This is a genomic window from Dyella marensis, from assembly GCF_049532885.1.
GTDB lineage: Bacteria > Pseudomonadota > Gammaproteobacteria > Xanthomonadales > Rhodanobacteraceae > Dyella_D > Dyella_D marensis.
The window spans coordinates 1,030,321-1,055,735 of the sequence record NZ_CP064029.1 but is presented as its reverse complement, the minus strand read 5'-3'; the positions used below and the strand labels follow the sequence as shown (position 1 = coordinate 1,055,735).

Here is a 25,415-nt window from a genome sequence, read left to right as displayed (position 1 = left end):
TTAGCTCGCCAACTCCAACATCTCCGTCAACTGCTCCTCAATCCCCTCAAGATCCGGAATCACCGCCACGTCATCGCGCACCAGCACCTGCGCTTTCACACCCGGCGGCAACTCCGTCCCATCGTGGGTCGGAATGATCAGCTCCGCGTTCAACGTCGTCAGTCGCGGAAAACCCTGCGTGACCACCGCCAAGAACGGCAGCTTCGGATTGCCGCCCAGCGCCTTCAGCACGGCCACGCGCATCGCCAGCGACGGGTCGCCCTCTTCCGCGCCGGCCAGCTTGGTGAACGACACCAGCGGTACGCGCCAGCCGCGCCAGGCAATGCGCCCGAGCAGCCACTCCGGCGCGCCGTCCACCGTCTCCGGCGTCGGCAAGGTGATCACTTCGGCCACGGTCGCGTTGGGCAGCAACAGGCGCAGATGGCCTACCGGCACCAGTACGCAACGGATCTCGCGCGGCAACGGCTGCTCGCTCATCGCTGGACTTCCTCTTCGATCAAACGTGCCGCCAGTTCGAACGGCGTTCCGGTGAAACTTGCCAGGCGTTCGGCTTCCACGCCGTGCACCATGTCGGCGTAATGGTCGCCGGAGGCCCGCTCGACCCACACGCGGCCGCCGCGGTCGTGCACGGCCTGCGCGCCCGCTACCGCATCGGTGCCGGGGCCGGCGAAGACGATGGCCACGGCATCGCGGCCAAACACATTGGCCGCCGTGGTGAACGCGCTGTCGATGGACGGGTTCTGGAACGAAGCCACATCCACCGCCTCGCATTCGATACGGCCATCGCGCAGCAAGCGCACCTGGCGGTTGGCAGGCACCAGCAGCACTTCGCCGGCGCGGGCGCGCTGGCCGTGGCTGGCGATGCGCACGGGCAGTGCGGAATGCTTGGACAGGCGCTCGGACAACATATCGACCGAAGCGGCGCCCTGATGCTGTGTCAGCAGCACGGCCATGCGCAGGCTGGACGGCAAGGCGGCAAGGAACGCGCAAACCGAATCCGTGCTGTCCACCGTCGCGCCCAGCAGCAGCACGCGGCCCAGCGCGCTGTCGAGTTCGCCCAGGTGCACTTCGTGCGAGTACTCCTCGCGCGGCGCGATGGCTTCCTCGATGGAGACCAGCTCCAGCGTCATGCCCGGTTCGATCAGCGGCGCCTCGTCCACCAGCTCCACGTCGGGCGCGAGGAAGTCGGCGGCGCTCACTTTCTCGATGGCGAACTCCGGCGCGGGCGCCTCGGCCAGCGGGGCGTCCTCGTCGACCAGCGACCAGCTCGCATGCAACGCTTCGGCGGTGGACATCTTCTCCACCTTGATCGGCGTGTCGGCCGGCATGAAGCTGTCGTCCAGCGGCGCCAGCGCGAGATGGTCGAGCTGGAACGACGGACGCGGCGCGCTCGGCGGCGCAGCCAGCGGCTCGTCGGGAAGGCTGGCGGTGAGTTCTTCGCGCACCGGCGGCGGCACCGCGGCGACGAGGCCCTCGTGTACGGGCGGCAGCGGCGCATGGCCTTGCGTGTCGGCGAGGAAGTCCGCGCCGAAGTCGGCGCCGAACATGCCGTCGTGCAGCGGCGGCGCGTCTTCGGCGATGGGCTTCAGGCCGCTGCCGAAGTCGTCGTCGGCCGGCTCGTCCGTATCGGCGGCGAGCAGTGCTTCGAGTTCGGCGGCGAGCGATTCGGAAACGTCGGCGGCTTCGCCGACCACCGGCGAAAGCAGGATCTCCGGCGCTTCGTCGATCAGCGTGAGGTCGGCCACCGGCTCGATCTCGGCCAGCGTGGCCGGCTCGGCTTCGGCTGCCGGTTCTTCAAACGTTTCTGCCAACGCTACGGCAGCGACCGGAGCCACAGCAGCCACCGCTACCGGCTCCTGCACCACCGGCGTTTCGACCGCCAGGGCATCGGCCGGACGCGGCGGATCGATATCGCCGTCCGCCAGCACTTTCACCGCCAGATGGCGGGCCCAGCGCGCGCGGTCCCAGCCGTCCAGGCCGCGGCTGGCCTGGGCGTCGTTGAACACCACGCGTGGATGGTCGCCGTCGATCACGTCGTAGAGGCGGTCGATGCCGTCGGCCGCTTCGTCGTCGAGGTTCACCACCACCACCTGGGCGCCGGTGCCGTGGATCACTTCGCGGCTCAGCGTACCCAGCGCGCCTTCGTGCACGATGCGTGCACCGCGCTCGCGCAAGGCTTCGCGCAGATGCGCCCCGAGTTCCGCGTCGTCGAACAGCAGAGCGACTGCCGGGGCTTCAGCCATGGGCGGACTCCGTGGCCTGGTCCTGCAGCGCACGCTGCTCCAGCACTTCGCTGATCTGCGCCAGCAGCTCGATTTCCTGGTACGGCTTGCCGAGGTAGCGGTCCACGCCGATGTCGAACGCGCGCTGGCGATGCTTATCGCCGGTACGCGAGGTGATCATGATGATCGGCACGTTGCGCAGGCGCGGGTCGGCCTTCATCTGCTCGGCCAGCTCGAAGCCGTCCATGCGCGGCATTTCGATGTCGAGCAGCATCAGGTCGGGCACGCGCTCGTGCAGTTTTTCCAGCGCATCGAGGCCGTCCTTCGCGGTGTGCACTTCGTATTCGTGGCGTTCCAGCACGCGGCCGGTGACCTTGCGCATGGTGATGGAGTCGTCGACCACCATCACCAGCGGACGCACGCGCTCTTCTTCCACCACCGGCATTTCGACGGCGCTGAGGCCTTCGGCCAGGCGCTCCTGGCGGCGCACGATACCGTGGCGCACCAGCGGCGGCAGATCGAGAATGATCAGCACCGAGCCATCGCCCATGATGGTGGCGCCGAGGATACCCGGCACCGAACTCACCTGCGGGCCGACCGACTTCACCACGATCTCGCGCGAGCCGATCACGGCGTCGATGCGGATCGCCGCGCGCAGGTCGCCGGCGCGGGTCAGCAGCAGCGGCAGCTGCTCGTCGCCCGGATGGCCGGCGGGAATGCCCAGGAGTTCCGCCAGGTCGTGGATGCCGTACTGCTCGCCCGAATACGGGAAGCTCGGCTCGTACGCGGCCAGGCGTTCGGTAAGGTCGGCCGGACTGATGCGGGCCACGCCCTGCACCGAAGTCATCGGGATGGCGAAGTTGGATTCGCCGATGCGCACCAGGATCGCCTGCGTCACCGCCAGGGTGAACGGCAGGCGCAGCACGAAGGTGGTGCCCTGGCCGGCCTGCGATTCCACCGCGATGGAGCCGCCGAGCTGCTTGATCTCGTTGGCCACCACGTCCATGCCCACGCCGCGTCCGGCCAGCTGGGTGACGCTGCTGGCGGTGGAGAAGCCCGGCTGGGTGATCAGGGCCAGCAGCTGGTCGTCGCTGGGCTTGGCGTCGGCGCGCAGCAGGCCGCGCTCGATGCCGCGCTTGCGCACGGCCTCGCGGTCCAGGCCGCGGCCATCGTCGGTCACGCGCACCACCACCTCGGTGGCTTCGCGCGCCACGCGGATGCGCACCGCGCCTTCGGCCGGCTTGCCCGCCTTGCGGCGTTCTTCCGGCGACTCGATGCCGTGCGCTACGGCGTTGCGCAGCATGTGCTCGAACGGCGCCTTCAGGCGGTCCAGCAGGGTGCGGTCCATTTCGCCGTGCGCGCCTTCCACGAACAGCTGCGCGCTCTTGCCCTGCTCCTGCGCGGCCTGGCGCAGGGTGCGGCGCAGGTTCGGCACCATGGTGTCGAACGGCAGCATGCGCGTGCGCAGCAGGCCGTCCTGCAGTTCGGAGCTGACGCGCGACTGCTGGATCAGCAGCGTTTCGGCCTGGCGGGTCAGTTCGTCCAGCATGCTCTGGATGGAGACAAGGTCGGATACCGACTCGGCCAGCGCACGCGAGTACTGCTGCAACTGCGAGTAGCGGTCCAGCTCGAGCGGATCGAACACGCTCATGCCCGCTTCGCGGTGCTCGCGCTGGAAGCGCGCGATGATCTGCGCTTCGGTTTCGATTTCCAGCATGCGCAGCTGGCTGCGCAGGCGCTGCACGGTCTGGTCCAGCTCGACCAGGTTGAAGCGGTAGCCGGCCACCTGCTGTTCCAGGCGCGAACGGTAGATCGCCACCTCGCCGGCATGGTTGACCAGGGTGTCGAGCAGTTCGGAACGGACGCGGATCTGTTCCTGCGGACCGCGCATTTCGTCGAACTGGCCTTCTTCCGGCAGCAGCTCGGGCAGATGGGCGCGATCGGCCGGTTCGGCGGCGAGGCCGGCCGGTTCGGCGTGTGCGGCCGAGGGCTTCGCTTCGCCGGCCAGGCCGAGGAAGCGGTCGATCATCGCCTGCGGGTATTCCACGCCGCGGCCCTGCGACACGCGCTGCACCAGTCCGTGCAGGGCGTCGAAGCCGGCTTCGAGCGCGCGGATCAGCTCGCCCTGGCGCGCCGGATCGTGGCCGGCCGGGCTTTCCAGCAAGGTTTCGATGGCGTGGGTGAGATCGCCCACCGGCACCATGCCGGCGATGCGCGCACCGCCCTTCAGCGTGTGCAGGTCGCGCTGCAGGCTGGCCATGTGTTCCGGCTCGGCCGGCTCGGCACGCCACTGCGCCAGCACGCTGTCGGAGTGGTCGAGGATCTCGCGCGCCTCCTCGGCGAAGATCTCCAGCAGGTCCGGGTCGATCTGGTCGTTGGTCCAGCTGCCGGCGTATTCGGTGCTGAGGTCGTGCTGCGGCGCGCGGGTTGCTTCGGGCGCAGGCTCTTCGATCTCTTCGGCCTTGAACGGCTCCGCCTCAATGTGCGCCGCCTCGATGCGCTCCGCCTCGATATGTTCCGGCTCGACATGAGCGGGCTCGGCGTGCACGGCCTCGACGTGCTCGTGTTCGACCACCGGCCCGGCATCGGCCAGCGAGGTCTCTTCGACGTGCGCCGCTGCGGCCGCCGGCTCGTCGGCCAGCCCCGCGACCGGCTCGGCGAGATTCGCCAGCGGCTCGGAACTGCCGAGGAAATCGGCCAGCTCGCTCTCGATCACGTCGCCGACTTCGATCTCTTCGATCTCGCCTTCGGCCAGCGCCGGTTCCAGCGTCGCATGCGTGAAGGCTTCGGCCGACTGCTCCGTCCCGACCAGCGCGTGGGCATCGACCAGGTGCGCTTCGGCCGGCTCGACGGCGTCGAGCGAGAGTTCGATGTGTTCGGCGGCGCCCGGATGCGCGCCGGAAAGACCGATCGGTTCGATCGCGTGGCCATCGAAGGACAGCGTGTTCTCGACCACGATCTCGTTCGGGTCTTCCACCGCTTCCGCGTGCTGCGGCTCCTCGGCGGTGAGGTCGCCGTAGAGCGCGGCGAAATCGTCTTCTTCCGCCACCGGCGCGGCGACGTGGTGCGTCGTGCCGGCTTCGTGCACCGGCAGTTCGGCGTCGAAGCTGCCCAGCGCGGCCATCAGCTCGGCGGTGAATGCGTCCACCGGCGCTTCGGCCGCCGGCGCGGCGTCGTGCGGCGCGTGCGTCTCGCCCGGCTGCACCGGCATGGCGGCGTCCAGCGCGGCGGCGAGCGCGCCTTCGTCGGCCTCGCCTTCCGCGGCGAGGTCGTCGGCCAGCGGCTCGAACAGCACGTGGGCCACCTGCGGCTCCGGCTGCGCGTCGCGCAGCTCGCACAGGCGGCGGATCAGCGCGTCGAGCTCCGGCAGCTGCGGCTGCTCGGCGTCGAACTGGCCCATGATGTAGTCGACTGCATCGGCGCTCTTGCCCAGCAGGTTCACGCCCTCGGCGGAGAGCGGATGGCCGGCCGCGCGCAGGCGCTTGAGCAGGCTTTCCAGCGGCGACAGCAGCTGGGTCAGCAGCGGGATGTCGACCATCGCGATGGCGCCATGCAGCGTGTGCACGGCGCGCAGCAGGCCGTCGTCCACGCGCAGTTCGGCGTCGACGCGGTTGATCGCGTGGCGGATGGTCTGCAGGTACTGGGCGACTTCGCTGCGCAGGATTTCCAGCAGCACCGGGTCGACCGGCGGCAGCACCGGCGCGGCGATGGTCTCGTGCACCGGCGTGTGCACCACCGGTTCCGGCGCCGGCTCGACGTGCGCGAGCGTGGCCGGCGGGATCGCCTCGGCGGCGAGCTGCGAACGCGGCACGCGGCGGCGCACGGTGCGGCGCACCGTCTCGGTGCCGGCGGGCTTGAAGTCCTCGATGCTGGCGTGTTCGCTGCCGCCGGAGAGGCGGTCGGCGGTTTCCATGATCGCGGCCAACGGCGCGGTCGGCGCGCCCTCGCCCATCAGCGCGGAGCGCAGCTGCGGCAGCGCCTCGATGGCGTGGCGGATCAGCGCCTGCACATTGGCATTGGCGGGAATCGACTGATCGAGCACGCGGTTGAGCATGTTCTCGATCTTCCACGCGTACTCGCCCAGCGCCGAGGCGCCGACCAGGCGGCCGGAACCCTTCAGCGTGTGGAAGGAGCGGCGGATCGGGGTGAGCGCCTCGAGGCGCTCCGGATCGGCCAGCCACTTCTGCTCGGCGTCGCGCAGGTTGTCGATCTCTTCCTGCATTTCCTCCAGGAAGATCTCGCGGATCTCGTCGTCGATGCCGTCCGCGCTGACCTGGAAGCCGGCGTGGGCATTGATGGCGTCGGCGGAGGGCACCTGCTCCAGCACTTCTTCTTCGATCTCGACCCAGTCGTCGTCGTCGTTGGCGCCGGACGCGGCGAGCGCGGGCACGTGCTCGGTATCGACCAGGCGCAGGCCGGCCAGCTCGTGCGCCGACGGCATCGGGGTGACAGCTTCGCCGATCACCAGGCCGCCGAGGTCGTTGCCGGTGGCGAGGCTGACGGTTTCGGTGAGTTCGTGGTCGGTGCCCAGGTCCGGCGTGAACGCGGCGGGCGCCGCTGCCGGCGCGGGCGCGGCGGCTTCCGGCTCGGCGTCGGCCAGCACGGTGCGCACCGGCGGCGGCGGCCAGTAGCCGAGCGTGCTGAGGCTGTGCTCGGCCACGTCCAGGATGTGTTCCAGGCCGCCGCGGTGTTCGCGCGCCGCTTCCAGGTAGTACTCCAGCGCGGCCAGCGCGTCGGCCAGGTGGTCCATCTGCGCGCTGGTGGGCACGCGGCGGTCGCTGAGCAGTTCGTTGCCTACGAAGCGGCCGATGCCTTCGGCCAGTTCCGCCGGGCGCGGCGCGGTGAGCATGCGCATGGCGCCGGACACTTCGTCCATCAGGCCCGGCACGTCGGTCAGTTCCTGATGGCGCCAGCCGGATTCGATGAAGGCGACGATGGCGTCCTTCACCTTGCCGGTGTTGGCGGTGGCTTCCTGCATCAGGGTGGACAGGATGTGCCGCGCCTCGCTGCGCGGGAGCATGTTCACCGGCGCTTCGGCCGAGGGTTCCTCGTCGGCGCCCAGGCTCTCGATGTGGTCGTCGAGCGAGGCTTCCACGTAGAGCAGCGCGCCGGCCACGTCGAGCAGCAGCTCTTCGTCCGGGGCGCGCATGCGGTTGGCGATGTCTTCCAGCACGCGGCGCTGTTCGGTCACCACGCGGCGCGGCACGCCCAGGGCGAGCATGCCGAGGGTGTCGCCGACGCGTTCGAGCACGCCGGTCTGTTCGCTGAGCTGGGCGGGATCGGCGTTGGCCTGGCGCAGGAACAGGTCCAGCGCCTCCTTCACGCGCAGCAGGTCTTCCTTGATGGCCTTGGCCACCGAATCCAGCAGGGCGCGGTTGTGGCCGGACATGGAGCCGCGGGCGTGTTCCAGCTCGCCCTCGTCGGGCAGCAGGCGGTCCAGGCCGTAGGTGCGCACCAGCAGGTCCATGCGCGCGCTGCGCTGCCTGGACTGGGCCACCACGTAGAGCAGCTTGCGCGCCAGCTCGTCGGCGTCGCCGCCGCGCATGGACGCTTCGCCCTGTTCGATCAGCTGGCGGATGCTGCGATCGACCTTGCCGATCAGCTGGCGCACTTCGCCCGCCTGGTTCTTCAGCACGCCCTGCTGCAGGCCTTCCAGCACGCCGGCGGTGATCCACCACAGGCGGCGGCCCGGCACGCTGTAGCAGCGCGCGGCGATCGCATCGAGGGTCTGCACCATGGCGCCGAGCTGCTGCTCGGCCGACTGGCCGCGGAACCACGCCAGCAGCTGCTGCTGGAAACGCAGGCGCAGTTCGGCGATGCGGCCGTGCATGCGCTCGGCCTCTTCCTGGTTGAGCGCGGCCGGCGCGCTGTCGGGCAGCGCGGCTTCGAGGTTGGGCGCGAACAGCGCCGACTCGTGCAGCGCCTGCTGCCCGCGGCTGGCGCGCAGCTCGTTGAGCAGCGGCAGCAGCACTACCGGCACGTCGCGATGGCCGCCCGAAAGGCGTTCCAGGTAGTCCGGCAGCTGCATCAGGCCGCGCATCATCGCGGCATAGGCTTCCTCGCGCTGGGTGACGTGGCCTTCGAGCAGGGCGATGGCGAGGTTTTCCATTTCCTCGGCCACCAGCGCGGCGCCGTACAGCTCGACCATGCGCAGGGTGCCCTGCACCTGGTGCAGGCTGTCGGCGCACGAGCGCATGACGGCGCGGTCGCCCGGATTTTCGACGTAGGACTCCAGCGCCTCACGGGCGATGGCCAGCGTCTCGTCAAGCTCGGGCTTGACCCACTGCAGGGTGGTGAAATCGATGTGGTCTTGAAGTCTCATGCGCCCCTCTCAGCGGCCGCGCAACGCGTGTCACGCAACCGTCGAGGTTGCCCCCCTGTCCTCGGACGCGCTCATGGGAATGCGCGCGCCCGTACCTGTTTCTTGTCGTCAGCCCGGCAGCTTGAAGTGCGCCACCGAGCGCCGCAGATCGCTGGCCAGCTGGGCCAGGTAGCCGATCGACTCGGCCGTCTGGCTCGCGCCCTGCGAGGTCTGCGAAGTGATTTCCTGGATCGCGTTCATCGACTGCGAGATGTCCGTCGCCGCGATGGACTGCTCGCGCGCCGCGGCCGAGATGTTCTGAATCAGCGCGGACAGATCGTGCGACACGCGTTCGATGTCGCCCAGCGCGCTGCCCGCGTCCTCGGCCTTGCGGGCGCCGGCCACCACTTCCGCGGTGGTCTGCTCCATGGAGTTGACCGCTTCGTTGGTGTCGGACTGAATCGCCTGCACCAGCGTTTCGATTCGCTTGGTCGCGCTGGCCGAGCGTTCGGCCAGTCGCTGCACTTCGTCCGCCACCACCGCGAAGCCGCGGCCCGCCTCGCCCGCCGAGGCCGCCTGGATGGCGGCGTTCAGCGCGAGGATGTTGGTCTGCTCGGCAATGTCGTTGATCAGTTCCACGATCGAGCCGATTTCCTGGGAGGACTCGCCCAGGCGCTTGATGCGCTTGGAGGTTTCCTGGATCTGGTCGCGGATCGAGTCCATCCCGGAGATGGTTTCGCGCACCACTTCGGCGCCGCGCGAGGCGATGCGCACCGAGCGTTCGGCCACGTCGGCCGATTCGGCGGAGTCCTTCGACACGTTGTCCATCAGGCTGGCGATCTGGTTGATCGCCGAGGTGGCCGTGCTGATGCGCGCCGCCTGGCTCTGCGCCGCGTCGGCCAGGTGGCGCGCGGTGGTCTGGGTTTCCTGCGCCGACGACGACACCTGCTCGGAGGTCTCGTTGATGGTGGTCACCAGGGTGCGCAGCTCGTCGATGGCGTAGTTCACCGAGTCGGCGATGGCGCCGGTGATGTCCTCGGTGACGGTGGTCTTCACCGTCAGGTCGCCTTCCGCGAGCGAGCCCATTTCATCCAGCAGGCGCATGATCGCCTCCTGGTTGCGCTGGTTCAGCTCGGCCGATTCCTGGAAGCGGCGGCGCTGGTCGCGGACCAGGGTGAACACCAGCAGCACGGCGAAGGCGGCGGCGCCGCCGGCGCCCAGCACGCCCCACCACACGTTCGGGAACAGGCGGCGCAGCGGCAGCTTGCCGATCTGCTCCGAGAGTTCGTTCGCGCGCAGCAGCACGTTCTGCGAATCCAGCGAAGCCTGGTTGCCCGCGCGCTTCACTTCGGACAGGTTGCCGGCCGCGCCGACCAGCTTGGTCACCGGGTCCTGCAGGCTGTCCCACTTGATCTGCATGTCGCCCAGGATCTTGCGGGCGTTGGCGTCGTTCATCGAACGCACGCCGACTTCGGCGTTGCCTTCCTGCAGGCCCTTGAGCACGCCGCCGTAGAGCTGGCCGTCGCGGGCCAGGCCGTCGGCCGCCGGCTGCGAGGCGTCGCCGCCCTGCAGGATCTCCTGCACGCGGCGGATCATGCGGTCGGCCAGCAGCATCTGGCGCGCCGAGGTGTAGGTCTGCTCGGCGCTGCCGCCGCGCTGCTGCAGGATGTTCACCACCTGCTCCATGCTGGAGTTCAGCACGGGCAGTTCGCGCGACAGGGTGCCGGCGCGCTGGGCCGAATCCAGCACCAGGGCCTTGTTCGACAGGATCTTGCCGATGTCCGCGTCCAGCTGCTTCCAGGCATTGCTCAGCGCGGCCACCGCGCGGCCGGCCGGGGAGGCGCTGTTGTCGGCATAGGCCTTCATGCCGCTCTTGGTGTCGCCGGCATTCAGGCGCTGGACCGCGGAATCGATCGCGTTGCGATTGGTTTCCAGCTCCTTGAAGGAGTCGACGTTGCCGTCCGACGCCTCCAGCGCGTACTTGGCGGTCTGCTGCGACAACACCTGGATCTGCGTGGTCAGGCCGATGGCCTGGCGGTCCTCGCCGTTCTTCGCGTTAAGCATGAAGAAGTCCAGCGCCGCGAAGCCGATCGCGACCACCAGCAAGACGATGAGGCCGGTATAGCCCCGCTCCTTGCCGACGCCCCCTGTAGTGCTCATGTGCGTTACCTCACCCGTCTACGCCACGCCGTCGTTGCGGCATCGGTTGGGAATTTCAAAGCCCGTCAATCCGGCCGCGACCCGGCACCGGTCCTACTCACTACCGGTTACTGCCTCAGGCCGCGGCCTGGCGGAAGTCCGGGGCACGCACCAGGCGTCCCATGCTGAAAACCGCCAGCCGGGGTTCTCCTACCCTTTCCTCGACGAAGCGCGACAGGCGCGGATCGTCTTCCTGCTCGGCCGCCCGGCGCGCTTCGGTATCCACCGTGCGCTGGCCGAACACCTCGTCCACCAGCAGCGCCACGCTGCCGGCGCCCTGGCGCACCACCAGCAGGCGGCTGCGCTCGGTGTGCAGGGTGCGCTCGGCGAACAGGAAGCGCCCCAGGTCCACCACCGGCACCAGGTTGCCGCGCACGTTGGCCACGCCCAGCAGCCAGGCCTGGGTGCCGGGCACGGGGGTCAGCGAAGGCACGGCGAGCAGTTCGCTGATCTCGTCGATGCCGCTGACGAACAGGCGCGAACCCACGCGGTAGCCGATGCCGCGCCACAGGCCGGGCGCTTCCAGCTTTTCGGGCGTATCCGAAGCATGGGTCAGCGACAGCCGCTCGTAGCGCGCGAGGATCTCGAACGGGGACAAGGTCTGGCTCATCGGGTAGACCTCAGGCCGCGTTGGGCAGCAGATCGTTGATGCACGCCAGCAGCTCCTTCTCGTTCACCGGCTTGGTGATGAAGGCGCGGGCGCCCTGGCGCAAACCCCACACGCGGTCGGTCTCCATGGACTTGGTGGTGATCATCACGATCGGCACATCCTTGGTCACAGGGTCGCGCGTCAGCGTGCGCGTGGCCTGGAACCCGTTCATGCCGGGCATGATCACGTCCATGATGACCAGGGCGGGCAGTTCCGAGCGCACGCGCTCGATGCCCTCCTCGGCGTTGTTGACGGAATCGACCGTATGCCCGGCGCGCTCCAGCAGCGTGGTGAACACGCGCACGTCGGTCGGCGAGTCGTCGATGATGAGAATATTGGCCACAGGTCCCCCTCAGCCCCTGTAGTCGATGGTGGTCTTACACCGTGACATGGCGATGGATGGCTCCAAGCAGTTCGTCGCGCGTGAACGGCTTGGTCAGATACTGCTCAGCGCCGACGATGCGGCCGCGGGCCTTGTCGAACAGGCCATCCTTCGAGCTCAGCATGATCACGGGCGTCGACCGGAATTGCGGATTGTTCTTGATGAGCGCGCAGGTTTGGTAACCGTCAAGGCGCGGCATCATGATGTCGACGAAGATGATGGCGGGCTTCTGGTCCGAGATCTTGGCGAGCGCTTCAAACCCGTCGACGGCCGTGAGCACGTCGCAACCTTCCTTCTTCAGCAAGGTTTCCGCCGTGCGACGGATCGTTTTCGAGTCGTCGATCACCATGACCTTCAGACCGGCCAGGCCATTTCCACTTATGTTCAAGTTCACACACCCCCCTGTGACCCGCCCCAGGCTCAGGTAGACACGAAGCCGACAGCGCCAGGGCCGTCGGCTCCATGTGGACGAAAAGAATCCCGCAAGATTGCCCACCTATTCATCCGCTCGTGGGCGGACGATTGTCCGTGCTGTTTACCGCCTGCCCGCCGTGGCGTCAAGCCAAATTCCTCGCGGTTGAGCCGTGCGGCACGACTTCACATAGCTTGCCGGCCGTGACGCGGCTCGGCGAACATGCGCGTCTTCCCACCCGATCGACCTGGTGCGCCGCCGGCCCGGCAAGAACGCGCCAGTCTACGGGGCACCCACTACCGGAGAATGACGATGGCCCTTTCGGTCGCCGTGCTGATGGACCCCATCCGCGCCATCAAGATCGCCAAGGACACCACCTTCGCCATGCTGCTGGAAGCCCAGCGCCGCGGCCATGCGCTGCTGTACATGGAACAGGGCGACCTGGCCGTGCGCGACGGCCGCGCCTGGGCCCGGCTGGCCCCGCTGACCGTGAAGGACGACCCGTCCGGCTGGTTCAGCCTGGGCGAGGCGCGCTGGCAGGAGCTGGCCGGGGTGGACGTGGTGCTGATGCGCAAGGACCCGCCGGTCGACTCCCAGTTCATCTACGACACCATGGTGCTGTCGCTGGCCCAGCGCGCCGGCGTGATGGTGGTGAACGACCCGCAGGCGCTGCGCGACTGCAACGAGAAGATGTACGCGCTGGACTTCGGCCAGTGCATGGCCCCCACCCTGCTGTCCCGCGACAAGGCCGACCTGCGCCGCTTCGTGGCCGAGCACGGCGAGGTGGTGCTCAAGCCGCTGGACGGCATGGGCGGGCGCGGCATCTTCCGCGTGCGCGCCGGCGACAGCAATCTCAATTCGATGCTGGAAACCCTGCTCAGCGGCGGCCTGCACAGTGCCCAGGCGCAGTTCGTGATGGCGCAGAAGTTCATTCCGCAGATCAGCGCGGGCGACAAGCGCATCCTGGTGGTGGACGGCGAGGCGGTGCCCTATGCGCTCGCACGCATTCCCCAGGGCGACGAATTCCGCGGCAACCTGGCCGCCGGCGGCCGCGGCGAGGGCGTGCCGCTGACCGAGCGCGACCGCTGGATCGTCGCGCAGGTGGCGCCGGAGCTGCGCAGGCGCGGCCTGTGGTTCGTGGGGCTGGACGTGATCGGCGACTACCTCACTGAGATCAACGTCACATCGCCAACCTGCGCGCGCGAACTGGACAAGCAGTTCGGGCTTAATATCTGCGGCCAGCTGTTCGACGTCATCGAACACCACATCCACGGAAAGCGTTCCGCGTGAGTCAACCCGCACCCCGGGGCGCCGACCTGATCGGCGCCACCCTGCTGTTCTCGCTGTTGCTGCACGGCGTGCTGCTGCTGGGCATCACCTTCGGCTACGTGAAGCCGAAGCCGGCCCTGCCCACGCTGGACGTGACCCTGGTGGACGTGGCCAACCGCGAGAAGCCCGAGCAGGCCGACTTCCTGGCCCAGGCCAGCAACCGCGGCGGCGGCGAGCAGGACAAGGCGGCGCGCCCGTCGCAGCCGTTCTCCGGCCCGCTGCCCAAGCCGGACCCCGGCGTGGCCGAGCGCGCCCAGCAGGCCACCGCGGCGCGCCCGCAGGACGCCACCCAGGACCGCCTGCTCACCACTACCGGCAACAGCCGCTTCAGCGTGAACTCCGACAGCGCCCAGCCGCAGCGCAGCGACAGCGCGCTGCCGGCCTCCGACGCCGACCGCGTGCAGATGGAAGCCGCCCAGCTGGCGGCCGAGAAGCGGCGCATCCAGGAGGCCTACGCCAAGCGCCCCAAGAAGAAGTTCATCTCCTCCAACACCAGCGAGTACGCCTACGCCGGCTACATGCGCAACTGGGTGGACCGGATCGAGCGCGTGGGCAATCTCAACTATCCGGACGCCGCGCGCCGCCAGAAGCTGCACGGCGACGTGCTGCTCACGGTGACCCTGGACCGCGACGGCAAGGTGATGGACATCGAAGTGATCAGCAGCTCCGGCCAGGAACTGCTGGACAAGGCCGCCGAGCGCATCGTGCGCCTGGCCGCGCCGTTCCCGCCGCTGCCGCAGGGCGGCGAGCGCGTGGACGAACTGCACATCACGCGCACCTGGCAGTTCCAGGAAGACAACGTGCTGCATACGCGCTGAAACGGCCCCGCCTGTCCGCGGCTGCACGTTCCGCCAACCTCGTCCTCACCCTACCGGCACCCCCTGCGCTTACAATGCGGGGCATGAGCGCCGTCCCTCCCTCGTCTCTCGCCGGTCATTTCCTGATCGCCATGCCCAGCCTGGCCGAACCGCCGTTCTCGCGCGGCGTGGCCTTCATCTGCCAGCACGACGAAGATGGCGCGGTGGGGCTGCTGGTCAACCAGCTCTCCGAGTACCGCCTGGGCGACGTGCTCCGGCAGATGAAGCTCGAATGCGACGACCCGGAAGTCTCCGACCTGCCCGTGCTGATCGGCGGCCCCGTGCAGCAGGAGCGCGGCTTCGTGCTGCATCGCGAGGAAGGCCACTGGGAATCCAGCTACCGCATCAACGACCACTGGTCGGTGACCACCTCGCGCGACATCCTCATCGCCATCGCGGCGGGCACCGGTCCGCGCCAGGCGCTGATGGCGCTGGGCTACGCCGGCTGGAGCGCCGGCCAGCTGGAGCAGGAGCTGAAAGACAACAGCTGGCTCACCGTGGAGGCGAGCGAGCGCATCGTGTTCGACACCCCGCTGGAGGAACGCTGGAGCGCCGCCGCCGGCCTGGTCGGGGTCAATCCGCTGCAGTTGCCGGGCTACGTGGGTCACGCATGAGCTGTGTGTTCGGTTTCGACTACGGCAGCCGGCTGCTCGGCGTCGCGGTCGGCAACCGTTTCACCGGCCTGGCCCGCGCCCTGGCCGTGGTGCCGGTGCGCGACGGCGAACCGGACTGGAACAAGCTCGACGCCCTGCGCCGCGAATGGCAGCCCGACACCCTGGTGATCGGCCTGCCGCTGACGCTCGAAGGCGACGAACAGGCCGCCAGCCGCGGCGCGCGCCGCCTGGCCGAGCGGCTGGGCCGGCGCTATGCGCTGCCGGTCGCGCTGATCGACGAACGCCACAGCTCGCAGGAAGCGGCCCGCCGCTTCGCCGGCGCCCGCGCCGCGGGCCTGAAGAAACGCCGCGACGCCAGCGCCATCGACGCCGAAGCCGCCGCGGTGATCCTGGAGCGCTGGCTGGCCCAGCCAGCCGACGCCACTTCCACCCTTGCCGATCCGCCCCCGCCATGACACCTCGCCTGCGCCACCTCACCACGCTCGAAAACATGCCGCGCGCCACCATCGAGCGCCTGCTCGACCGCGCCGTCGCCATGCGCGACGCCTGCGCGCACGGCACGCGCAAGCTGGACCTGCTGGGCGGGCGCACCATCCTGAACCTGTTCTTCGAGCCGTCCACGCGCACGCGCACCTCGTTCGAGCTGGCCGCGCGCCGGCTCGGCGCCGACGTCATCAACTTCGACATCGGCTTCTCCTCCACCAGCAAGGGCGAGGAGCTGTACGACACCCTGCACACGCTGGAAGCCATGCACCTGGACGCGATCATCGTGCGCCACAAGATCTCCGGCACGCCGGACGAGCTGGTGCGCCACGCCATGAGCGGCGTGTCGGTGGTCAATGCCGGCGACGGCAACCGCGCCCACCCCACCCAGGGCCTGCTGGACATGCTGACCATCCGCCAGCACCGGCCGGAGTTCGAGAACCTGGGCGTGGTGATCTGCGGCGACGTGAAGCACTCGCGCGTGGCGCGCTCGGACGTGCACGCGCTGGCCGCGCTGGGCGTGCGCGACATCCGCCTGTGCGCCCCGGCCGCGCTCATGCCCACCGAGCACGAGATGCCGCACTGCCAGCGCTTCACCGATTTCGACCAGGCGGTGGAAGGCGCCGACGTGGTGATCATGCTGCGCCTGCAGAAGGAGCGCATGGCCGCCACCGACCTGCAGGACGAGGCCGACTACTTCAAGCGCTACGGCCTGGACGCGCGCCGCCTGGCGCGCGCCGCGCGCAATGCCCTGGTGATGCACCCGGGCCCGCTCAACCGCGGCATCGAGATCAGCTCCGAGGTGGCCGACGGGGCGCAGTCGCGCATCCTGGAGCAGGTCGGCAACGGCGTGTTCGTGCGCATGGCCGTGCTGGCCGAGATGCTGGCGCGCCCGTAAGCCCCGCGTAGGGCGCCGCCCCTCCCCGAACGCCCGGGAATGCCCACTGTTTCGCCCGCAAGTGCCGAGCGAAACGGGCATAATGCGCGGCGCTACACCTTCTTCTATCTATCTCAGGGAATCGACATGCGAGTGAGTAAGCGCTACCTGGCGCTGGCTGTCGCCGGCGTGCTGCTGGCGGCCTGCGGCCACAAGGACAAGGACGCCCCGCTGGCCTTCGTACCGGCGGATACGCCGTACGTGGTGGCCAACCTGGAGGTGCTGGACGAGGACACCCGCAATGCGCTGATCGCGCAGGCCGACGCCCAGCTGCCGGGCCAGCTGGCCCAGCTGAAGGCTGCCGCCGAGGACCTGAAGGAGAAGGACGCCGACACGGCCAACCTGCTCAAGGCCTTCATCGCCGAACTCGACGGCAAGAGCATCGGGGCGTTCGCGCAAAACGTGGGCGTGAACATGAAGGGCCATTCGGCCATCTACGGCTTGGGGCTGGCCCCGGTGATGCGCTTCGAGCTGGCCGACGGCAAGGCCTTCGACGCCTTCATCGGCCGCCTGGAAACCGCCTACGGCAAGAAGCTCGACACCGCCACCGAAGGCGGCGTCACCTACCGCAAGCATGCCTCCGCCGAGGCCGGCACCCAGGTGATCCTGGCCGTGGTCGGCAAGCAGGCGGTGGCCGCGGTGCTGCCGGCCGACGCGCCGCAGCCGCTGCTGCGCCAGGCGCTGGGCCTGGACCGCCCGGCCAAGAACCTGCAGGACGACGGCCGCCTGGAACAGCTGGCCAAGGACAAGGGCTACAAGCCCTGGGCCGTGGGCCAGGTCGATCTCGCCCGCCTGCTGCCGCTGGCCGCCAGCGGCAAGGACCCGCTGTTCGCCGCCATGTACAAGGCGCACCAGCAGGCCGAATCGGCCAAGACCGGCGAGCCGGTGGCGACCCAGCCGGGCATCTCGCCGGCCTGCGAAGCCGACGCCGTGCGCATCGCCGGCCGTGTGCCGGCGATGAGCTTCGGCTACACCAAGCTCGATCCCAAGCACCAGGACCTGCGCTGGGACGTGGCCCTGGCCGACGACGTGACCAAGGCCTTCACCGGCCTCAAGGTCGAGCTGCCGGGCCTGGGCGTGGCCGCCGACGCGCCGATGGACATGAGCCTGGCCCTGCCGGTCGGCACGCTGCGCACGTTCTGGGCCGCCCAGGCCGAGGCCGTGGCGGCCAAGCCGTTCGGCTGCGCCTCGCTGGCCAACCTCAACGAAGGCTTCGCCAAGCTGGGCCAGGTGGCGCAGCAGGCCGCGATGCCGCCGTTCGGCGACCTGCTGGGCCTGCGCGTGTCGCTGGACAGCTTCGACGCCAGCAGCGCCACGCCGAAGTTCACCGGCCGCGTGCTGGTCGGCACCACCAATCCGGCCGGCCTGGCCGCGATGGGCAGCATGGCCTCGCCGGCCCTGGCCCAGCTCAAGCTCACGCCCGACGGCAAGCCGGTGGCGCTGCCGCCGGACATGACCGCCGCGCTCGGCCAGCCGGTATGGCTGGCGATGGGCGACAAGGCCCTGGCCATGGCCATCGGCGAAGGCCAGGACGCCAAGCTCGGCGCCATGCTCAAGGCCCCCACCGGCGACGCCGGCCAGATGGGCCGCGTGCACCTGAGCGGCGACATGTACGTGTCCTGGATCAAGGCCATGGAAGAGAAGTCGGACCGCCTCAAGGAGCTGACCGATTCCATGAACCACGAGGACGGCGACGACGCCAACAAGGAAGAGACCGCCAAGGCCCAGGCCGCGGCCGAACGCGCCAAGGCGCAGTTCGAGACCATGCGCCAGCAGGCCGAGCGCATCAAGTCGATCAGCGGCGAGGTGCACGTGGAAGCCGGCGGCATGGTGATGACCACGCAGACCGAGCTGAAGTAATTCGCCATCCACCGGCGATTCGAGAACAAACGGGGCGCCTTGGCGCCCCGTTTCTGTTGGAACGCCGGCGTGCCTTGACACCCCGTTTCATTTTTCTCCGGCCGGGCGTATTTTCACCGCCATTCAACATTTGGCCCCCATAGAATCGCCGGGGCATCGCATCCACAGGGGGCGCGATCGCCACGGCAGACCAGCGCAGTTCGTCCCGGTCCATTGCACAGGAGGTGTCAGATGGTCATCGCTTTGTGGAACGACGCTCCGCCCCGCTACACCTCGCCGCACTGAACCTTACCGGCTGATTCCAGCCACCCCCTTTCACGCGCACCGCAGCGACCGCCGGCCCGTCCGGCACCGTCCGCGAATGCGCGTGCTGCACGTCCGGGGCTCATAGGAGAGCCCCGTCAACACGCAGTACAGCCGCCCGGCACCGGCTCACTCGACAGGGGTACAACATGAATCGCATTTACCGGCTCGTCTGGAACCGTACGCTGTGTGTGGTTTTCGATGGTCACGGTCAAGTCGCCTCCGAACTGGCTGATGCACCATGCACCGCGGTTCCGCCGGGAGGAACGCGCCGCCTGCCCGCGCGCCGCCTGCTCGCGCTGTCCTGCCTCGCCGCATGCGCCGCCGTGCCGCCGCCATCGGCCATGGCCGCCTGCTCGCCGATCAATCCCACCAACGGCGCCACCGTCACCTGCTCGGGCGCGGCCAATCCGCTGGCGCCTTCGTACGCCAGCAGCGCCGACAACCTCACCGTCAACGTCAACGCCGGCGGTTCCACCGGCGTGCTGCTCGGCCTGGGCGGCACCGCGATGTCGCTGACCGGCAACGGCACCACGCTCAACAACGCCGGCACCATCGATCCGTCCCTGCTCGGACTGCTCAGCCTCTTGTCTTCGGGCACGGTGATCGGCAATCCGAATCTCGGCGCCTCCATTCCGGGCAGCACCGTGACCGTGAGCAACCAGGGCACGATGAAGGGCACCACCGGGCTGCTCGGCCTGAACCTGGCCGACCTCACCGGCATGGCGCTGGCCGTGCGCAATGGCGGTGGCGGCACCACCACCATCACCAACTCCGGCAGCATCGGTTCCTCCGCCCTGCTCGGCGTCACCTTGCTCGGCTCCGATGCACCGGTGGTGGCTGCCTACGGCGGCGCGCAGGTCAACTTCACCAACACCGGCACCGTCACCGGCCGCACCGCGTTCGAAAGCTCCGCCGCGGGCAACACGTACATCAACGCCGGCACCATCAGCGGCAGCGTGTCGATGGGCACCAACAGCACCAATACCTTCACCGCGGTGACCGGCTCCAACGTCAACGCCGGCGGCAGCCTGGGCCTGAACCTGCTCGGCGTGCTCGGCATCAATCTCAACTTCGCGCCCACCGGGCAGATCGACGGCGGCGCTGGCGGCAACAACACGCTGACCTTGCAGAACGTGGTGGCCGGGCCGGGTTCCGGCGCCACCGGCACGGGTAGCGCCGCCTCCGGCACCTACGTCAATTTCCAGCACCTGATCGTGAACAGCGGCACCTGGAGCCTGTCCGGCGCCCTGGTCAGCGGCGACGCCGTGCTCAATGGCGGCGTGGCCCAGTTCGACGCCGACGCCAACTTCGGCAGCGCCGCCAGCATCGCTTCCAATGGCGGCGGCCTCGCCGCCAGCACCGCCGGCTCGACGCTGAGCAAGGCGGTGCTGCTCAACGCCGGCGGCCTCACCGTCACCGGCGGCAACGACTTCACCTTGTCCGGCGTGCTGTCCGGCACCGGTGCGCTGACCAAGAGCGGCACGGGCACGGTGAGCCTGAGCGCCGCCGAGACCTACACCGGCGGCACCACCATCAACGCCGGCACGCTCGCGCTCAGCGGCAACGGCGCGCTGGTGGCCGGCGGCGCGGTCAATCTGCAGAACGCGGGTTCCGGCTTCGATATCTCCGGTGCCAGCGGCAATCGCACCATCGGCATGCTGAGCGGCGGCACCGGCACCACGATCGCACTGGGCGCGCGCACGCTCACGCTCGGCGACAGCGCCAACAGCACGTTCGCCGGCGCGATCGGCGGCACCGGCGGCATCGCCAAGCAAGGCGCAGGCACGCTGACCCTGGCCGGCGCCAACACCTTTACCGGCGGCACCGCGATCAATGCGGGCACGCTGGCGCTCAGCGGGACCGGCACGCTCGCCGCCACCGGCGCGGTGGCGCTCAACAATGCCGGCAGCGGCTTCGACATCAGCGGCGCCACCTCCAGCCGGACCATCGGCGCGCTGTCCGGTGTGGCCGGCACCCAGGTCGCGCTGGGTGCGAACACGCTGACCCTGGGCGATGCGACCGGCAGCAGCTTCGCCGGCACCATCGGCGGCACCGGCGGCATCCTCAAGCTAGGCGCCGGCACGCTGACCCTGAGCGGCGTGAACACCTACACCGGCGGCACCACCGTCGGCGCCGGCACGCTGGCGCTGGGCGCCGGCGGCGCGCTTGCGCCCAGCGGCGCGGTCAGCCTGGCAGCACCGGGCGCCACGCTCGATCTCTCCGCCGCCGGCGCGCAGAGCCTTGCCAATCTCTCCGGCGTGGCCGGCAGTTCGGTGGCGCTGGGCGCGAACGCGTTGACTCTCGCACCCGCCGGCAGCAGCAGCTTCGCCGGCACCATCAGCGGCACCGGCTCGGTGACGATCAACGGCAGCGGCACGCAAACCCTCACCGGCGCCAACACCTATAGCGGCGGCACCAGCATCCTCAATGGCACGCTGGCGCTGGGCGTGGGCGGCGCGCTCGCCGGCGGCAGCGCGCTGACGCTGGGCGCGGGCGGCACCTTCGATATCTCCGCCGGCGGCAACAAGACCATCGGCGCGCTGGCCGGCGCCGGCGGCACCGTCAATCTCGGCGCCAACACGCTCAGCGTGGGCGGCAGCGGCGGCGGCAGTTTCGATGGCGTGATCCAGGGCACCGGCGGCCTGACCAATACCGCCAACGCACTCGTGCTCAACGGCGTGAACACCTACACCGGCCTGACCACCGTGCAGGGCGGCAGCCTGACGGTCGGCGATGCCGCGCATGCCGGTGCCTCCATCGGCGGCGACGTGAGCGTGGCCAGCGGCGCTTCGCTCGGCGGCTTCGGCACCGTCGCCGGCAGCGTCACCGTGCAGAACGGCGGCCATCTCGCGCCGGGCAATCCCACCGGTTCGCTGACGGTGAACAGCAACCTCACCCTGGCGCAAGGCAGCGTGCTCGACTTCTCCTTCGGCGCACCCGGCCCGGACTTCACCACGCCCGGCACCGGCCACAACGTGGTGGTCAACGGCAACCTCGCCATCAACGGCGCCACGCTCAATCCCATCGATGCCGGCGGCTTCGGCCCCGGCCTGTACAACCTGTTCACCTACGGCGGCACGCTGACCGAAACCAATGGCGGCATCGCGCCGCCCTCGGGCTTCACCATCCAGAACCTCACCGCCAGCAAGCAGATCAACCTGATCAACACCAACGGCCTGACCTTGAATTTCTGGAACGCCAACGGCCTGGCCAACAGCACGCGCATGGGCGGCGGCAGCGGCATCTGGTCGGTTCCGCAGGCGAACTGGACGGATGCCGTGGGCGCGGTGACTTCCTCGCGCCAACCGGCCGATGCCTTCGCCATCTTCGGCGGCGACGCCGGCACGGTCACGGTCGACAACACCGGCGGCGCGGTGACGGCGCTGGGCATGCAGTTCGCCAACGACGGCTTCCACCTGGTCGGCGACGCGCTCGGCCTGGTCGCGCCGACGCCCGGTGCGCTCAGCGAGATCCGCGTCGGCGACGGCAGCGCGGCAAGTACCGCATGGGTGGCCACGGTCGACAACACACTGACGGGCCTGGGCTTCAACAAGACCGGCGCCGGCACCCTGGTGCTCGGCGGCAGCAACACCTACACGCAAGGCACCATGCTGAGCGCGGGCACCTTGTCGGTCAGCACCGATGCCAACCTCGGTGCCGCCAGTGCGGGCCTGGATTTCGAAGGCGGCATCCTGCAGGTGACCGGCACGGCATTCCAGTCGACCGCGCGCGCGATCACGCTCAGCGCGCCGGGCGGCGGTTTCGATATCGCCGATGCCGCCAACGTGTTCACCGTCAACCAGGCGCTCGGCGGCACCGGTGGCCTGAGCAAGCTCGGCGCGGGCACGCTGGTGCTGACCGGCGCGAACACCTACAGCGGCGGCACCACGGTCAGCGCGGGCACGCTGCAGGGCGATGCGGCCAGCCTGCAGGGCAATATCCTCGACAACGCGGCGCTGGTGTTCGATCAGGGTGCGAACGGCACGTTCGCCGGCAGCCTCTCCGGCACCGGCACGGTGACCAAGCTCGGTGCGGGAACGCTGACGCTCAGCGGTGCCAGCAGCTACACCGGCGGTACGACGATCAGCGCGGGTGCGCTGCAAGGCGATACGAGCAGCCTGCAGGGCAACATCACCGACAACGCGTCGCTGATCTTCAACCAGGGCACGGACGGCACCTTCACCGGCGCCATCGCCGGCAGCGGTTCGCTCACCAAACTCGGCACCGGCACGGTCACGCTGAGCGGCGCGAACAGCTACAGCGGCGGCACCACCATCAGCGCCGGCGCGCTGCAGGGCGATACCACCAGCCTGCAGGGCAACATCACCGACAACGCTTCGCTGATCTTCAACCAGGGCACGGATGGCAGCTTCGCCGGCATCGTCAGCGGCAGCGGCTCACTGACCAAGCTCGGCGCCGGCACGGTGACGCTGAGCGGTGCGAATACCTATAGCGGCGGCACCACCATCAGCGCCGGCGCGCTGCAGGGCGACACCATCAGCCTGCAGGGCAACATCACCGACAACGCCTCGCTGATCTTCAACCAGGGTGCGGACGGCACCTTCGCCGGCACTGTCAGCGGCAGCGGCTCGCTGACCAAGCTCGGCGCCGGCACGCTTACCTTGAGCGGCGCGAACAGCTACAGCGGCGGCACCACCATCGGCGCGGGCGCGCTGCAGGGCGACAGCACCAGCCTGCAGGGCAACATCACCGATAACGCCTCGCTGATCTTCAACCAGGGCGCCGCCGGCAGCTTCGGCGGCGTCATCAGCGGCACCGGCTCGGTGACCAAGCTCGGCGCCGGCACGCTCACGCTGAGCGGCGCGAACAGCTACAGCGGCGGCACCACCATCAGCGCGGGCGCACTGCAGGGCGACAGCACCAGCCTGCAGGGCAATATCACCGACAACGCCGCGCTGATCTTCAACCAGGGCACGGACGGCACGTTCAACGGCACGCTGTCCGGCAGCGGTACGCTGCTGAAATCCGGGGCCGGCATGCTCACGCTGGACACGGTCAATCCATTGTCGGGCGCCACCACGGTCGCCGCCGGCACGCTGATCGTCGGCGACAACAGCCATCCCGGCGCCACTCTGGGCAGCAACGTCACGGTGAACGGCGGCGCCACGCTCGGCGGCATCGGCACCATCGGCGGGCTGGACCTGTCCGGCACGGTGATTCCCGGCAACACCACCGGCACGCTCACGGTGACCGGCAATGCGGTGTTCCATCCCGGCTCCAGCTACCAGGTGGGTGCCACGCCGCAGGGCCAGAGCAGCCGCATCGTGGTCGGCGGCACGGCCTCCATCCTCGGCGGCAGCGTGCTGGTACTGGCGCAGCCGGGCAATTACGCGCCGCGCACCGACTACACCATCCTCACCGCCGCACAGGGCGTGAGCGGGCAGTTCGGCGCGGTCAGCGCCAACCTGACCTTCCTCACGCCGCTGCTCAGCTACACCGCCAATGCAGTGAATCTCTCGCTGCAGCGCAACGACGTCAGCTTCGAAAGCGTGGCGGACACCAAGAACCAGAAGAGCACCGCCGGCGCGCTCGATCATCTGGACCCGAGCTCGCCGCTGATCGACGCCCTGCTCGGCCTGGACCCCGACAGCGCACGCCACGCCTTCGATCAGCTCTCCGGCGAGATGCACGGCAGCATCACCACCGCGCTGTTCGACGACAGCCACTACGTGCGCGACGCCATCAACAACCATCTGCTGGGCGCGAACTACGGCGGCCAGAGTGCCGAAGGCGCGACGGGCGCCGGCAACATGGTGTGGAGCTCGCTGTGGGGCCACTGGGGCAACCATGACAGCGACGGCAATGCGCACGACATGAACGCCAACGGCAGCGGCCTGCTGATCGGCGCGGATACGGAAGTCGGCGACGTGCGCCTGGGCGGTGTGCTCGGCCACGGGCAGAACAGCCTCAACGTGCGCGAACTCGGTTCGACGGCGCATGCGAAGGCCAACTATGCCGGTGTCTACGCCAGCTGGAACCTGGGCAATTTCCGCCTGCGCGGCGGCGCGGCCTATGCGTGGCAGAAGATCTACACCACGCGGCGCATGGCCTTCGGCCCGTTCTCCGGCACGGCGCAGGCCAGCTACGACGCCAACACCGCGCAGGCCTACGTGGACGGCGGCTACGTGTTCCAGTTCGGCCGCGGCACGCTGGAGCCCTACGTCAACCTGAGCCAGGTGCACGTGCGCACCGATGCGTTCACCGAGCACGGCACCATTGCCGCACTCAGCGTCGACGGCAGCTCGTCCAATCTCACCGCCGCCATCGGCGGCGTGCGCGGCTCGCTGCAGCTGGGGCCGGGCGGCCTGCACGCCTATGCCGGCGTGGGCTACCAGCACGCCTGGGGCGACACGGTGCCGGAGCGCCGCCAGCGCTTCGTCGCCGGTGCGGACAGCTTCAACGTGTATGGATTGCCGGTGGCGAACAACGCGGGCGTGCTGGATCTTGGGTTGCGCTTCCCGCTCGGCCACGCGGTGACGGTGGATCTCGGGTATCACGGGCAGTTTGCGAGCGATGCGCGGGATCAGTCGGCGCGACTGACGGTGAACGTCGCCTTCTGAGAAACACCGGCCAGGACGGATGAGGGGTGGGTGCTCGCGACGACGCTTCCGCGAAGAGAAGAAAAGCTTTTGAGCTTTCTCGCCCCTCCGCGCATCGCTCCGCCCGCCCCCTCACCCCGGCCCTCTCCCCGGAGGGGAGAGGGGGATGCAGGGCGCGGCGAAAATCGAGCGAAGAGCTCGCGGCGCAGCCGCGGCGTTCCGCTGGTGCGCTTCTGCTCTTGATCTACCGGGTCCCCTTGGCGCCGGCGGTGAGGGCTGGACGAAAAGGCCCCGCAGGGGGCGG

At 69.4% G+C, this 25,415-nt stretch carries 12 protein-coding genes and 2 pseudogenes; 7 read left to right on the top strand and 7 right to left on the bottom strand.

Annotation, left to right across the window (positions count from 1 at the left end; translation table 11 throughout):
• From ISN75_RS04530 to ISN75_RS04500, 7 genes and pseudogenes are all read right to left on the bottom strand, one after another.
• A complete protein-coding gene (locus ISN75_RS04530; RefSeq protein ID WP_343819613.1) occupies positions 1-477 on the bottom strand; it encodes a chemotaxis protein CheW in 477 nt (158 codons plus the stop codon).
• Complete coding sequence (locus ISN75_RS04525) at positions 474-2,243, bottom strand: chemotaxis protein CheB (RefSeq protein WP_343819612.1); 1,770 nt, start codon at positions 2,241-2,243, stop codon at positions 474-476. The genes ISN75_RS04530 and ISN75_RS04525 overlap by 4 nt, the downstream gene beginning before the upstream one ends.
• Positions 2,236-8,544 (bottom strand): Hpt domain-containing protein, encoded by a 6,309-nt coding sequence (locus tag ISN75_RS04520; protein ID WP_343819611.1) that lies wholly within the window; start codon positions 8,542-8,544, stop codon positions 2,236-2,238. The genes ISN75_RS04525 and ISN75_RS04520 overlap by 8 nt, the downstream gene beginning before the upstream one ends.
• A gap of 108 nt (positions 8,545-8,652) precedes the next feature.
• Positions 8,653-9,891: pseudogene (locus tag ISN75_RS04515) on the bottom strand (methyl-accepting chemotaxis protein); the annotation flags it as partial.
• Between the two features lie 907 nt (positions 9,892-10,798).
• Complete coding sequence (locus tag ISN75_RS04510) at positions 10,799-11,332, bottom strand: chemotaxis protein CheW (RefSeq protein WP_167252293.1); 534 nt, start codon at positions 11,330-11,332, stop codon at positions 10,799-10,801.
• A gap of 10 nt (positions 11,333-11,342) precedes the next feature.
• Positions 11,343-11,714, bottom strand: coding sequence for a response regulator (locus ISN75_RS04505; protein WP_167252294.1), 372 nt, complete (start codon positions 11,712-11,714; stop codon positions 11,343-11,345).
• Positions 11,715-11,748: 34 nt separating this feature from the next.
• On the bottom strand, positions 11,749-12,102 hold the full coding sequence (locus tag ISN75_RS04500; protein WP_026633542.1) for a response regulator: 354 nt from the start codon (positions 12,100-12,102) through the stop codon (positions 11,749-11,751).
• A gap of 375 nt (positions 12,103-12,477) precedes the next feature.
• Here ISN75_RS04500 and gshB point away from each other — a divergent pair, with 375 nt between their 5' ends.
• From gshB to ISN75_RS04465, 7 genes and pseudogenes are all read left to right on the top strand, one after another.
• Complete coding sequence (gene gshB, locus ISN75_RS04495; RefSeq protein ID WP_167252295.1) at positions 12,478-13,455, top strand: glutathione synthase; 978 nt, start codon at positions 12,478-12,480, stop codon at positions 13,453-13,455.
• Positions 13,452-14,312, top strand: a complete 861-nt coding sequence (locus ISN75_RS04490; protein WP_167252296.1) for a TonB family protein — start codon at positions 13,452-13,454, stop codon at positions 14,310-14,312. The genes gshB and ISN75_RS04490 overlap by 4 nt, the downstream gene beginning before the upstream one ends.
• 83 nt (positions 14,313-14,395) lie before the next feature.
• A complete protein-coding gene (locus tag ISN75_RS04485; protein ID WP_167252297.1) occupies positions 14,396-14,965 on the top strand; it encodes a YqgE/AlgH family protein in 570 nt (189 codons plus the stop codon).
• Positions 14,962-15,420: a Holliday junction resolvase RuvX gene (gene ruvX / locus ISN75_RS04480; protein WP_343819608.1), complete on the top strand. Its 459-nt coding sequence runs from the start codon at positions 14,962-14,964 to the stop codon at positions 15,418-15,420. The genes ISN75_RS04485 and ruvX overlap by 4 nt, the downstream gene beginning before the upstream one ends.
• Positions 15,417-16,346, top strand: coding sequence for an aspartate carbamoyltransferase catalytic subunit (locus ISN75_RS04475; protein WP_167252299.1), 930 nt, complete (start codon positions 15,417-15,419; stop codon positions 16,344-16,346). Before ruvX ends, ISN75_RS04475 begins: the two co-directional genes overlap by 4 nt.
• 126 nt (positions 16,347-16,472) lie before the next feature.
• Positions 16,473-18,245, top strand: a complete 1,773-nt coding sequence (locus ISN75_RS04470) for a hypothetical protein (RefSeq protein WP_167252300.1) — start codon at positions 16,473-16,475, stop codon at positions 18,243-18,245.
• A 1,781-nt stretch (positions 18,246-20,026) separates the two neighbouring features.
• Positions 20,027-25,132, top strand: a pseudogene (locus ISN75_RS04465) (autotransporter-associated beta strand repeat-containing protein); the annotation flags it as partial.
• Positions 25,133-25,415: the final 283 nt, after the last annotated feature.

Bases quoted from the DNA above. Each gene is read 5' to 3' on its own strand.
- ISN75_RS04520 (WP_343819611.1), bottom strand. From the start codon at position 8,544: ATGAGACTTCAAGACCACATCGATTTCACCACCCTGCAGTGGGTCAAG.
- ISN75_RS04470 (WP_167252300.1), top strand. From the start codon at position 16,473: ATGCGAGTGAGTAAGCGCTACCTGGCGCTGGCTGTCGCCGGCGTGCTG.
- gshB (WP_167252295.1), top strand. From the start codon at position 12,478: ATGGCCCTTTCGGTCGCCGTGCTGATGGACCCCATCCGCGCCATCAAG.
- ISN75_RS04475 (WP_167252299.1), top strand. From the start codon at position 15,417: ATGACACCTCGCCTGCGCCACCTCACCACGCTCGAAAACATGCCGCGC.
- ISN75_RS04500 (WP_026633542.1), bottom strand. From the start codon at position 12,102: ATGGTGATCGACGACTCGAAAACGATCCGTCGCACGGCGGAAACCTTG.
- ISN75_RS04485 (WP_167252297.1), top strand. From the start codon at position 14,396: ATGAGCGCCGTCCCTCCCTCGTCTCTCGCCGGTCATTTCCTGATCGCC.
- ISN75_RS04525 (WP_343819612.1), bottom strand. From the start codon at position 2,243: ATGGCTGAAGCCCCGGCAGTCGCTCTGCTGTTCGACGACGCGGAACTC.
- ISN75_RS04530 (WP_343819613.1), bottom strand. From the start codon at position 477: ATGAGCGAGCAGCCGTTGCCGCGCGAGATCCGTTGCGTACTGGTGCCG.
- ISN75_RS04510 (WP_167252293.1), bottom strand. From the start codon at position 11,332: ATGAGCCAGACCTTGTCCCCGTTCGAGATCCTCGCGCGCTACGAGCGG.
- ruvX (WP_343819608.1), top strand. From the start codon at position 14,962: ATGAGCTGTGTGTTCGGTTTCGACTACGGCAGCCGGCTGCTCGGCGTC.